The 13181-nt window shown below is 40.7% G+C and carries 9 protein-coding genes; all 9 read left to right on the top strand.

Features of this window, described 5'->3' with window-relative positions; genetic code table 11:
• The first annotated feature begins 251 nt into the window (after positions 1-251).
• The gene (locus J2S07_RS16015; protein WP_307151420.1) at positions 252-5489 is read left to right on the top strand and encodes a hypothetical protein; all 5238 of its coding nucleotides are present in this window, start codon (positions 252-254) and stop codon (positions 5487-5489) included.
• A complete protein-coding gene (locus tag J2S07_RS16010; protein WP_307151419.1) occupies positions 5486-5785 on the top strand; it encodes an EscU/YscU/HrcU family type III secretion system export apparatus switch protein in 300 nt (99 codons plus the stop codon). Before J2S07_RS16015 ends, J2S07_RS16010 begins: the two co-directional genes overlap by 4 nt.
• Positions 5786-5878: 93 nt before the next feature.
• Positions 5879-6307: a flagellar export chaperone FliS gene (gene fliS / locus J2S07_RS16005; RefSeq protein ID WP_307151418.1), complete on the top strand. Its 429-nt coding sequence runs from the start codon at positions 5879-5881 to the stop codon at positions 6305-6307.
• 25 nt (positions 6308-6332) lie between these two features.
• Entirely contained in the window at positions 6333-8333 is a 2001-nt protein-coding gene (locus tag J2S07_RS16000; RefSeq protein WP_307151417.1) for a flagellin N-terminal helical domain-containing protein, read from the top strand.
• Positions 8334-8427: 94 nt separating this feature from the next.
• Entirely contained in the window at positions 8428-8865 is a 438-nt protein-coding gene (locus tag J2S07_RS15995; protein ID WP_307151416.1) for a YaaR family protein, read from the top strand.
• Between the two features lie 203 nt (positions 8866-9068).
• Entirely contained in the window at positions 9069-9332 is a 264-nt protein-coding gene (gene flgM, locus J2S07_RS15990) for a flagellar biosynthesis anti-sigma factor FlgM (protein WP_307151415.1), read from the top strand.
• Between the two features lie 12 nt (positions 9333-9344).
• Positions 9345-9842 carry a flagellar protein FlgN gene (locus J2S07_RS15985; RefSeq protein WP_307151414.1) on the top strand — a complete coding sequence of 166 codons (498 nt, stop codon included), beginning with the start codon at positions 9345-9347 and terminating at the stop codon, positions 9840-9842.
• Between the two features lie 15 nt (positions 9843-9857).
• Positions 9858-11888 carry a flagellar hook-associated protein FlgK gene (flgK, locus tag J2S07_RS15980; protein ID WP_307151413.1) on the top strand — a complete coding sequence of 677 codons (2031 nt, stop codon included), beginning with the start codon at positions 9858-9860 and terminating at the stop codon, positions 11886-11888.
• Between the two features lie 14 nt (positions 11889-11902).
• Positions 11903-13114, top strand: a complete 1212-nt coding sequence (gene flgL / locus J2S07_RS15975) for a flagellar hook-associated protein FlgL (RefSeq protein WP_307151412.1) — start codon at positions 11903-11905, stop codon at positions 13112-13114.
• Positions 13115-13181 lie beyond the last annotated feature (67 nt).

The following is a 13181-nucleotide window of genomic DNA, read 5'->3' as shown; positions in this document are numbered from 1 at the left end:
TCGAGTGCGGTTTTTATAATAAATATGCTATAAATGGCCTAATATCAAAAAAAGCACATACACAAACAATGGGAGTAAGTGCGATTTACTTATTTTGTCCCCTTCAAGAGAACCCGTTAGTGGTTTTTGCCTGGTTTTCTTTTATGCGGGTAATAAACAATTCTTCAACAGACAAAACAAATCATTCCAATTAAGATGTTCTCTGTTCAACCGATAATAAGAATAGAAGTTTCGTACGGGGAGTGTCATGTATGCAAATCACCAATCATGTCGCAAACAAGCCAATCACGACAGAAATACCATTTGAAATAAAGAATGATGAAATATACTCGGCCGGGATTAAGGAACGCCTTTCAGATAGGGAAGCTATCCTGCAAATAAGGGGCAAGGAAGTAGTTGCTCAGTTTGAGGACAAGGTTCCATCTGGTGACCGTGCAACCGTTCAAATAACCGGACAGCAAGAGCAAAAGGTGAACGTAAAGGAGATATCAGTTGCTTCAACCACGGTTAACAAGAAGTCAACTGACATATCCCAAGTCTTACAAAAGGTCGGTCTTACTGGCAGAGAAACACCTGAACTAAAGGAAGCTGTCAAACTACTTTTTGAAAAGGGTGCACCGCTTTCGAAAGAAATCGTCAGCGAGCTGAAGACCTTTTTCGAAAAAGCGGAGGGTACCCCTGAAGCCAAAAGCGATACGGTAAAAGCATTAGTCAACAAAGGATTGGAAGTCACGCAAACGCATTTACGGGCGATTCATGAGGCGTTGCACGGCAAACCGCTTAATGAGGTTTTGACTAATATTGCCAAAGAATTAAATCTCGATTTATCCATTAAGGAAAAACCGACCGTTGCCCAACAACCAACATCCAAACCAATAGCATCCGAAACTACATCTCAACTAAGTCCATCTGTCAAACAGATCCCAATGCAAACAGGTGCGGCAGAAGTCATCAGCACAATTCGAAACATACTAGAAAAAGAACCCGATTTGCAAAAAGCAATTCAGGCGGTAAAGGAAGTTATTACAAATAATCCAAAAATAGACAAGGAAATGGCCCGGCAAATTGAAAAAGTTGCTGCAGATGCGGAAAAGCTGCAGTCAATCGGAAAAGATCGAATTATCCAAGCGTTAAAGAATGCAGAAGTCCAGCTTCAGGTAAAAGAGCAACAGCCTGTCGAATCGAAAGCGGTAGTCCCGAGTGATCAGGCAAGCAAAGACTTAGGTTCAATCGTCAAGGAACTAAAAAGTGAAGTCCGCACAAATCCGAATCTACAACGTTCTATCGATAGAGTTGTAACAGAGGTTATAAAAAATGAGCAGCTACCGAAAGAATTTGCTGCAAAAGTCGAAAAGGCGGTAAGTGAAGCAAGCACCCTTTTAAGACAAGGGCGGATAACAGCTGGTCGGGAAGTGCTCGCAAATGCGTTAGCAAGCTTAGAAACTGAAGTTGAAGCGGCAACAACACCACGCCAGCCAGTCGATTCACGCCCGGCGGATACAAATTCCCGCCAACCTATTGAGTCTCGTCAGCCGATTGAAACACGCTCAAGTGAACCGCAGCGCCAACTAGTTGATACTAGAGCGTCCGAAGTAATTAGACAAGTAAAAGAAGCAGTCCAGCAAGAACCGAAACTACAAAAAGCAGTAGAACAGGTTCGGGACCAGCTCATCAATAACCCAAAAATAGATAGAGAAGTAGCTCAAAAGATAGAAAGGGCAGTCCAAGAAGCGGTAAAGCTTCAAAAGCTAGGCCACGGGTCGGCAGGTCGGGAAAGATTGGTTCAAGCGCTGGCTAATGCTGAGACGGAAATGATAGAGGTAGAAACTAGCAGGGGTGAAACAGCACTGCGCCAGCCGGTCGAGTCACGCCACCCAGCTGAAACTCGTGTAAGTGAACCGCAACGCCAATCTGTCGAACAACCGAGAGCCTCTGAAGTTATTAAACAAGTAAAAGAGGCAGTCCAGCAAGAATCGAAACTACAAAAAGCAGTAGAACAAGTTCGGGACCAGCTCATCAATAACCCAAAAATAGATAGAGAAGTAGCTCAAAAGGTAGAAAGGGCAGTCCAAGAAGCAACCCAACTACAAAAGCTAGGCCATGAAGGAGCAGGACGGGAAAGATTGGTTCAAGCGCTGGCCAATGCCGAAGTGGAAATGATAGAAGCAGAAACTCGAAGGGGTGAAACAGCACTGCGCCAGCCGGTCGAGTCACGCCACCCAGCTGAAACTCGTGTAAGTGAACCGCGACGCCAATCTGTCGAACAACCGAGAGCCTCTGAGGTCATTAAACAAGTAAAAGAAGCAGTCCAACAAGAACCTAGACTACAAAAAGCAGTAGAACAGGTTCGGGACCAGCTTATCAATAACCCCAAAATCGATAGAGAAGTAGCTCAAAAGATAGAAAAAGCTGTTCAAGAAGCAACCCAGCTTCAAAAGTTAGGCCGTGAGTCAGCTGGTCGGGAAAGATTGGTTCAAGCGCTAGCTAATGCTGAAACAGAAATGGTGGAGGCAGAAACTCGTAGGAGTGAATCTGCTCCGCGCCAGCCAGTTGAATCCCGCCCAGCCGAAACAAATGTAAGAGCACAGACTGAACCACCGAAAGCATCTGAGGTCATCAAACAAGTAAAAGAAGCAGTCCAACAAGAACCGAGGCTACAAAAAGCAGTAGAACAGGTCCGAGATCAACTCATCAATAACCCAAAAATAGATAGAGAAGTAGCTCAAAAGATAGAAAAAGCTGTTCAAGAAGCGACCCAGCTGCAAAAGTTAGGCCGTGAGTCAGCTGGTCGGGAAAGATTGGTTCAAGCGCTAGCAAATGCTGAAGTGGAAATGATAGAGGCAGAAACTCGAAGGGGTGAAACAGCGCCGCGTCAGCCAGTTGAATCCCGCCCAGCCGAAACAAATGTAAGAGCACAGACTGAACCACCGAAAGCATCAGAAGTCATTAAACAAGTAAAAGAAACAATCCAGCAAGAACCAAGACTACAAAAAGCAGTAGAACAGGTTCGGGACCAGCTCATCAATAACCCTAAAATTGATAGGGAAGTAGCTCAAAAGATAGAAAAAGCTGTTCAAGAAGCGACCCAGCTTCAAAAGTTAGGCCGTGAGTCAGCTGGTCGGGAAAGATTGGTTCAAGCGCTAGCAAATGCTGAAGTGGAAATGATAGAGGCAGAAACTCGAAGGGGTGAAACAGCGCCGCGTCAGCCGGTCGAGTCACGCCAACCAGCAGAAACTCGTGTAAGTGAACCGCAACGTCAATCTTTCGAACAACCGAAAGCATCTGAGGTCATCAAACAAGTAAAAGAAGCAGTCCAACAAGAACCAAGACTACAAAAAGCAGTAGAACAGGTTCGGGACCAGCTTATCAATAACCCCAAAATCGATAGAGAAGTAGCTCAAAAGATAGAAAAAGCTGTTCTAGAAGCAACCCAGCTTCAAAAGTTAGGCCGTGAGTCAGCTGGTCGGGAAAGATTGGTTCAAGCACTGACTAATGCCGAAACGGAAATGATAGAAGCAGAAACTCGCAGGGGTGAAACAGCGCCACGCCAGCCTGCTGAGAATCGTCAATCAGCTGAAACCCGTCCAGTTGAGACATCACGCCAACCAACTGAAACTCGATCAGCAGATCTAAGTACTCAAAAACCAGTTGAATCCCGCCAGCAACCAGCATTATCAGCACAGGATGCGGCACTAAAAGATTCTATTAAGCAAATTCGTGAACAGCTTCAAACCGAACCGGACATTAAAAAGGTATTACCAAAATTACAAGAGCAAGTAATTAATAATAAAAATATCGATCCTGAGGTTGCCCAAAATATTCAAAAAGCAGCTAATCAGGCAAATCAACTTAATGAAGCAGGTCGTGAACGGTTAATCAAGCTGCTTCAGCAAATCGAAACAACCCTAAAACAGTCAGAGACACAACAATCTATCAATAATAAAGATCTAGGAACTGAACAAGCTAATCAAGCTGGAAAGCAAAATGTGCAAACCCAAACACAGCAATTAGCGCAGCAAAGCAACTTAGACCAACTAACACAAGTACAAAAGTTGCCAAGTGAAACGATTCGACAAGCACTTAAATCTTTTCAATCCGAATCAGATGTCGACAAAGCCATCGACCTTGTTCGAAAAGAAGTGTCCAGTAATCCAAATATCGACATGACCAACATCTCAAAGATTGAAAAGACATTGGAAAACGCCCAACAACTAAGTGATAGAGGAAGAGAGATTGCGGCGCGACAACAGGTTGCAAAAGAATTAACCGAAATTCAGCAATCACTTGCCAAATCAGAATCAAAACTGAACTCCTCTCAATCAGCCAGCAATCAATATGACATTGATGAGCTTTTACAATCGATGCAAATACAATCGAAGGACATCCTAGTTACAAGGGTTACGCAAAAGCTCGCCGAAGCAACCCATCAATTCCGTGAGTTAAAAAGAGAGATTACGAGAACCTTAGATAGCGCTCAGCGGACGATTGACCTGTTCAAGAGCAGCTCCCATCCGCAAGCGAGCAAAATGCTAGAAACGGCAATCAGTAAGCTGGACAATGCTATTTTAAAAAGCGATATGATGCTGTTCACAGATATGAAGACGGAAAAGCAGCTTCTTCAAGCAAGCTCCCAATTAGCCGAAGCGAAAAAGCTCTTAGCAAAGGGGCAATTTTCAGAGGCGTCAAAAATTGTTGGGCAGGTCAAAGAACTGATAGACAAAATTAATTTCAAGCCATCCGACCAAAAAGTCATGCATTTCGTCGGAAAAGAAAGCTTAGCTTTGGAGCAGCGAAGTCACGTTTTAGAAACAGCGGCGAGAGGTTTCACAATGCAGGAGCCATCCGCAAGGCAAATGTATGAAACGGTTCGCTCCCTTGGATTGAACTATGACAGCGAGCTAGCTAATTCTTTAGTTTTCAAAAAAGAAGATCAAGCTCAACAGGAGCATCAGCAAAATATGAAGGCTGTGCTCATGAAGCTGCAGCAGGAGGAAGCCGGAACGCGAGTTGCTCAGCAAGCCGAGCAGGCACTGAACAACCTAACGGGTCAACAGCTCCTTAGCAAAGCGGACTCACCAGGATCGATGCAAAGCATGCTTTTTAACCTGCCTATGCTATTAGGTGGAAACCCAGAGAACCTGCAAGTATTTGTTAATTCCAAAAATGAGGGAAACCAGGTTGATTGGGAAAACTGCAACCTTTACTTTTTAATTGAAACGAAAAAGCTTGGGGACGTGGGAATTATGCTCTCGGCGACTGAGCGTAATCTAGCAATAACCATCAAGAATGACATGCCTAGCTTCAAGGGGAAAATGGAGCCGCTAGCAAGTCTTGCGAAGGAAAAATTAAACGAAATTGGCTACAACGTCAGTAGCCTTCAGTTTACAAGAATGACGGCAAAGAGTACGAATACCCATGTCGATCAAACGATTGATCAAGCACCGAAGAAACCAATTTTTACAGAGAAGGGGCTAGATTTCAAAATATGATGACAACTTCTTTTTACAATCAAAAAAAACGAAGAGAACTCAATGGCCCTTCTGCTGCAGTGATAAAATACGACGAAGGTTCTGGAAAATCTCCCATTGTTGTAGCACAAGGTAAGGGACATGTCGCACAGCAAATTATCGAGCTAGCAAAGAAGAATAATATTCACATGCAGGAGGATTCGACCCTTGTCGGAAACTTACTGGATATGGACCTAGGGGACAATATCCCCCCTCAGCTCTATTCCGTCATGGCAGAAATTTTACTTTTAATCGAGGAAATGGAGAAAAACTATTAAACACTTTTCGACTCTTTCCGATAAAAATAACAGATGGCTGTTTTGTAATCGAGAAACTGCCTTATTGATACTCATTTGGAGGTGCAGAGACTCGTGACTGAAATCTTTACAGAGTCGGCAATACACCAAAAATCACCACAAGAAATTACAGCGCTCCTCTATGAAGCCTGTATCACAAACCTAGAAGACGCAATAACCGATATTAACAATAAAGATTATGTACTCGCAAATCGAAAGCTTCAAAAAGCGAATGATATTCTACATCGTCTTGGAGCAGGTCTCAACTACGATGCTGGTATCATTGCAGACCAACTCGACGTGCTTTATAACTATATGGCGGACAAGCTTGTTGAAGCGAACCTTAAGAAAGATGTCACCATCATTCAAGAAGTCCTGCATTCACTTGAAGAAATCACAGCTGCCTGGAACAAAGCAATGAAGAATAAAGCAGTGGACTCAGGGGCAATGGTTAGAAAAAGAGCTTCCGCTTACGAAAAGAGTATTTTAACAGAAGAACAATAAATTCTGTCCATAAAGGAGAAGAAAAATGAAAATCAACCATAATATTCAAGCGTTAAACGCTTACCGAAACCTGTACCAAAACCAATTCAACACTTCCAAAAACCTAGAAAGACTTTCTTCAGGTCTCCGCATTAACCGTGCGGCCGACGATGCAGCAGGCCTAGCGATCTCTGAAAAAATGCGTTCTCAAATCCGTGGCTTAAAGCAAGCGGAAAGAAACTCACTAGACGGTGTTTCTTTAATGCAGGTAGCAGAAGGGGCAATGACTGAGGTTCACTCCATGCTTCAGCGTATGCGCGAACTAGCAGTACAGGCTGCGAATGATACGAATACGACGGAGGATCGTACGGCGATTCAGAAGGAGATTGACCAGTTAAGATTAGAAATCGATAGTATTGCATCAAAGACTGAATTCAATACACGTAAATTATTGGATGGTTCGAGTGCAGCGGACACACAATTTAGAGAAAATCAAATTGGTGGTACCAATATAAAGAGTGTTCCAGTTGTAACTGAGCCATCTATGAAAACGGGACTTTATCAAATTGGGGTAGAAAGTACTCCTGAAATAGTATACGCATTAAACCAACCAGGTGCTGGAGTTAGTACAGCTGATGTATTAAAAATTGGCAATGCCCAAATAAGCATAAACGGAGCGGGTATAAATAATATTAACGCTACAAATCTAGAAAATGCACAGCCGGGACAGTACAAACTAGAGTATACAAGCACTTCTAGCACTATAAAATCTACAACGACTGCGGGAGATATTAGCACTGCTACTATTGCCTCAACTGGAACAGATGATTTAGCTCCAGGGGAGTATACAATTAAAATTACTGGTTACGATAATAGTACCACGCCTGCTACAGCTAATATTACGTTATTAAAACCAGATGGAACTAACTTTTCTACTCCATTGACAGCACAAGATTTATCAGCTTTACCTATTACTGTAACAAATGGAAACGAAAAAATAGAATTAAGTTCATTATCTTTAACAGGCAATGGTACAATTAAAATAAAAGTAGAATCAGATGCTGGTACATTTGAAATTAAGGATTCTTCAAATAATGTAGTTGCTTCTAAATCCGTAAGTTATACAGATAACAAGCTTAAAGAAGAACAAATAGGTGACTTCAAAGTGAGCTTATCCCCTTCACAATTAATGAATGGTACAACTACTTTCGATGTTAAGGAAAGTGCTCTAGCATTGGGAGAGTATTCAATCGTTGTTTCTGATTATCAAATAGATAGTAACGGAAGACCTAATGCAACAATCGAAATATTTAATCCTGATGGTTTCTCAATTGGAAAATTAGCTTCTTTAATTGGAGATGCCAATGGGTCCATTCAAACAATTGGAACCGAGCCAGGAAAAACGATTCAAATTGATACAAGAAAGATTACACAAGCAGGTACAGCCAAAGTCCAAGTTGAAGCTAAAGTGGAAATTTCAGTTTCGATGGTCGATGATAAAAATACTACAAATACAAGTGATGATGACGTAACAGCTATAACATTCCCTAAAGAATTAAAAACAATGAATGGGAAAGTTACTCATGGTGGGTTGGAATTAGAATTTGGAGCAAATGTAAAAAAAGGTGAATCGAAATTTGATATTACCAATAAAGCATTAGCTTTCCAAATCGGCGCTAATACAAATCAAAACGTAATGATTGATGTTCCTGAATTAAGTACAGTAAAACTAGGTATTGAAGAAATCAATGTTCTAGATCATAAATCAGCAAATGATGCTATTTTCAAACTTGAAAAAGCAATCAACCAAATTTCGTCTACTCGTTCTAAACTCGGTGCAACGCAAAACCGCCTAGAACACACAATCAATAACCTACAAGTAACACATGAAAACTTAACATCAGCTGAATCTCGTATTCGTGATGCTGATATGGCTCTTGAAATGACTGAGTTCACGAAGAACAATATTCTTAACCAATCTGCTCAAGCCATGCTTGCTCAGGCAAACCAATTGCCACAAGGGGTTCTTCAATTACTACAAGGATAATTTTCACAGGAGAGGTAAGTCTATTTTCGGAGGACTTCCCTCTCTTTTTTTGGTAAAATAGCCATACGTACAATAATCAAAGGACGGAATCAAAATGGAAATCCAAAAGGTAGGCAAGGCAGGAATTGATAAGATAAAAGGAAAGAATAATATTCCAACAGAAAGTGTATCCTTCCAAGAAGTAATGGCAAAGGGGCGCACGCAAACGGTATTTGAAAAGCTTTCACAAATGGTTGTAGAAATTGAAGACCAAGGAAAAGTACTGGCCGAGAATCGCACCGTCGACGAGCTTAGGAAATATAAAAAAATGGTTAAGCAATTCATGGAGGAAGCGGTTCAGAATGGTCTTCAGCTCGAGGAGCAACGTGGCTTCAACCGTCGGGGTCGGACAAAAATTTATAAAATCGTCAAAGAGGTCGACAAAAAGCTGATTGACCTCGCTAACAACGTACTCGACAAAGAAAAAAACTCGCTTGACATTCTGAATACAGTCGGCGAAATCAAGGGGTTACTTATCAATATCTACACTTAGGCTACTAGAAACATTCTAGTAGCTTTTTTCAACACCAACTGTCCATCTGGGGTGGAAACTGTCCACGGACGGTACCTGGTACCAATTTGAGAAAGTGCTAACCGAATAAAAAGTGCATTTTTGCTATTTATGATTAGATTTTTTTGCCGATATAGATAATAGGTAATAAGCAAACGGAAAAAGCAATAAAGAGGTGAACAAATTTGAAAATTAATCATATCGGACGCCTAAATATAAATCCTTACAACAAACAGGCCGGAAAAATGGACCAAGTTCAAAAGGCTGGCAAAAAAGATAAAATTGAAATTTCTCCAGAAGCAAAAAATCTTCAGAAGATCGGCGATATTGAGTTGGAGAGACAAGAAAAAATCGAAGCGATCAAAAAAGATATTCAATCTGGTCAATATGAAATCAATACAAAAGAAATTGCAAAAAAGATGTATTCCTTCTGGGATGATATGAAATAGGGGTGAGAGCCGTTGTCTGCTCAAATGATTATTCAAGCGTTAAACAACATGACAAAACTCCATCGTAGCATGGTGGCTCTTGCAAAACAAAAAACAGAAATTATCAAGAAGGGAGATATCAACTCTCTTCAAAATTTACTTAAAGAGGAAAATAAGCATATTCAAGCGATACAGAGATTAGAAATGGGTCTTAAAAATGAGACGACATTATTTTTACAAAAAAACAGGATTGAAATGGAACAGCCGTCTTTATCAGCAGCAATCGAGATTGCGAATGAATTAGAAAAAGAAGCACTGTTACAAGGAAAACAGGAGCTCGAAAATAATATAAAAGAACTTTCCATACAGAATCAATTAAATCAGCAGCTTCTGGAACAATCCCTTCAATTTGTTAATATCTCACTGGATTTGCTACAGCCAGATATAGATTCCTATAATTACGACCGGTCTGAAAATGGAGCACAGGAAAATAGGCAGCAAAGCCGTTCGTTATTTGATTCAAAAGCTTAGTGGAGGAAAAAAACTATGACTTCAACTTTTTTTGGGTTGGAAACTGCCAAGAGGGCACTATCCGCTCAACAAGCTGCACTTTATACGACAGGGCATAACGTGGCGAATGCCAACACACCTGGTTATACGAGACAACGTGTTAATTTTGCCACAACATCACCGTATCCATCTCCAGCGTTAAACCGTCCGCAAATTCCTGGGCAGATGGGAACAGGGGTAAAGGCTGGCGATATCCAGAGGATTCGAGATAGCTTTACAGATATGCAATTCCGTACGGAAACGAGTAAGCTTGGATATTGGTCAGGAAAAGCAGAAATGCTTAGTCAAATGGAAGATGTGATGAATGAACCATCAGATATTGGTTTGTCGAAAACGATGGATCAATTTTGGAATGCTTTGCAAGACTTAGCAGTACAACCGCAAAATGATGGAGCGCGGAGAGTCGTTCGTGAGCGTGGAATAACATTAGCCAATACATTTAATTATATGTCGAATTCCTTAAAGGCGATCCAAAAGGACTATCGTAAAGAGATTGATACGAATCAAGATCGAATGAATTCGATTTTACGACAAGTTAATGCGATTAATAAACAAATCGGTTCAATTGAACCCCACGGTTATTTACCGAATGACTTATACGATGAGAGAGATAGATTACTAGATGAATTGTCTACAATGGTCAATATTAAAGTAGATTCTAAGCCGAGTGGTGGTCTAGCTTCTGCAAATGCTGAGGGCCTATTAGATGTTTATTTAGCGACACCACAAGGGGATATTTTGAAAGACTCTAACGGAAAGCCGATTAAGCTTATCGATTCATCCATGGGGACGGCAACTGGAATTCATATTCAATATGAAAACCGTTCAGAATTAGATAGCCCTGTTACGAGTATAAAATTTTTTCAGTTAAATGAAAATAAAGAGGGATTCGTCGGTCTCAGCAATAAAAATGAAGCTGATGATGCTACCTCTACTTACAAATTAGACGATCTGAGTGCTTTCAATTCAAATGGTCTGCTAAAAGGCTATATTGAAGGCTACGGCTATAAAACATCATCGGGCGAGGTCAAAGGTTCTTACAATGATATGCTCGCTGATCTCGATTTAATGGCTTATACGTTTGCAACCCAATTTAACCTTGTACATAACTCTGGATGGAGCCTAAACGAAATTCGAAAAGGAGAAAAGGATGATTCAAATAATTTCTTCTCCTTTAATGGTGTAGCTCCGACAGCGGACAATTATAAAGGTGCGGCTGCTAATCTAAAAATTGATGACAAAATTAAAGAGGACGTTCAAAATATTGCAGCGGCGGCCGAAGGAAATGTGCTAGCAGGGATGATGAATCGGAAAAGTGTAGATTCTGGTACGATTGGGAATCCAGGCTATAAGGGAATTTATGAGGCATCTAAGACAACAGGTTTGACTATTACATCAACAGGCTCTAGCACTACTTGGCCCGCATCAGTAGATAACATTGATGTATCTGTGAAGGTGGATACCTCTGTAACTCCTAATAAATGGACTTATACCTTTACAGCAAAAGGTAGTGATAATGAGACTTACACGGCTACCGCAACAACGAATGATGTAAAACCGTCCTTTTTTGGAATTGACTTTGATATGTCTACTATAAAATCACAAAAAAATAATGATGAATGGAATTTCTCTTTCAAAGCCGAAGGGATAAAAACGAGTGACCAGGCCTTCATTGGTAACGGTTCTAACGCTCTTGCTCTTGCGGATGTGAAAGATGCCATTATTAGTTTTGGTGGAAATATGACAAATGTTCAATCTTTTTATCAAGGAATGATTGGAAAGCTTGGCGACAACGCTTCAGAAGCAAATAGAATGTTGGGTACAGCAGCTACTTTAAGGGATTCCGTTGAAGAAAGACGGATGTCGATAAGTAGTGTTTCGCTAGATGAAGAAATGACGAATATGATTAAATTCCAACATGCTTATAATGCTGCAGCAAGAAATGTCACGATGATTGATGAAATGCTTGACAAAATTATTAATGGAATGGGCGTTGTAGGAAGATAGGGTAGGTGATATAAATGCGAGTTACACAATCAATGCTTTCTAATAGTAACTTGAGATATATTAGTCAAAGCTATAACCGATACGGGAAGCTACAGGATCAGCTTAATACTGGAAAAAAAATTACGCGACCATCAGATGATCCAGTTATCGCAATGAAAGGGATGCGTTATCGTAGCCAAGTCGTTGAAATTGACCAATATCGTCGTAATTTAAATGAGGGTTTTAACTGGATGGATAATTCTGACTCTGCGCTTGACGAAACGAACCAAGTATTACACAGAGTAAGAGAACTCGTTGTTCAAGCGTCCAATGATAGTTATAACGAAGAATCACGTAAGAATATTGAAAAAGAAATCAATCGTCTGCAGGAACATATTGTTGCAATGGCAAATTCACGAGTCGGAGAAAACTATATTTTTAATGGAACAGATACCGCAAAAGCACCGATAAATGGGAATTTGTTCAATGTAGATTTCAATAAAGTCTCTGGTGACTTAGCAGACCCTGATAAGGCAGGGAATTATGTAATTAGTTATAATGGACAAAACTACAAATTTGATAAAGTAGATGGTAACGTTGCAACTTTTACTGTCCAACCAGATATAGCATATAAAGTCATTGAAAATGGTGTTGAAGTAGAGAAAACAGGTCCTTCAGCGAGTCTATCTATTGATTTTTCTAATACTCCAGCAGTTATTAAACAAACTCAACTAGAGGAGCAAAAGGAACTTAATGGAGCAATGATCGCAACAACAAAGGAATTAACTTCGAGTGATTTAGTTGTTTCAGACAAAAGTGCGGTTTCGACAAACAGTCAAGACGTTGAAATAGAAGTCATGAAGGGTGTTAAGATTCGGATTAATACAAATCCACAGAATGCTTTTTCGATTGAGCTTTTTAGTGGGTTAGAATCGATTAAGAAGATGCTAACCAATCCAGCAACAAAAGGAACTGAAATTACCAAAGCGCTTGATTCTATCGATGGATATATGGATGCCATCGTTTCGACAAGAGCAGAACTTGGAGCCCAGATTAATCGAGCAGAAATGGTCGACAGCCGCCTGCTAGACCAAAGAGTGGTTGCGAAGAAAACCGTTTCAGATAACGAAGATATTGATTTCGAAGAGGCGGTTATTAATCTGACGATCCAAGAAAGCGTTCATCGTGCATCCTTGGCAGTCGGTGCAAGAATTATTCAACCATCATTGATGGATTTTCTAAGATAAGCTATTCCTTTTGGGGTAGCTTCTTTCTATGATGAAAAGGAAAAGATATAGAAGTAAATATTCCCTA

Origin of the sequence: Anoxybacillus andreesenii, from assembly GCF_030813005.1 — a bacterium.
Lineage (GTDB): Bacteria > Bacillota > Bacilli > Bacillales > Cytobacillaceae > Robertmurraya > Robertmurraya andreesenii.
This window is presented reverse-complemented; position numbering and strand designations above follow the sequence as displayed.

What these genes read in the sequence shown, in the direction of transcription:
- J2S07_RS16015 (WP_307151420.1), top strand. Translation starts at nt 252, where the DNA reads ATGCAAATCACCAATCATGTCGCAAACAAGCCAATCACGACAGAAATA.
- J2S07_RS16010 (WP_307151419.1), top strand. Translation starts at nt 5,486, where the DNA reads ATGATGACAACTTCTTTTTACAATCAAAAAAAACGAAGAGAACTCAAT.
- J2S07_RS16000 (WP_307151417.1), top strand. Translation starts at nt 6,333, where the DNA reads ATGAAAATCAACCATAATATTCAAGCGTTAAACGCTTACCGAAACCTG.
- J2S07_RS15995 (WP_307151416.1), top strand. Translation starts at nt 8,428, where the DNA reads ATGGAAATCCAAAAGGTAGGCAAGGCAGGAATTGATAAGATAAAAGGA.
- flgK (WP_307151413.1), top strand. Translation starts at nt 9,858, where the DNA reads ATGACTTCAACTTTTTTTGGGTTGGAAACTGCCAAGAGGGCACTATCC.
- flgL (WP_307151412.1), top strand. Translation starts at nt 11,903, where the DNA reads ATGCGAGTTACACAATCAATGCTTTCTAATAGTAACTTGAGATATATT.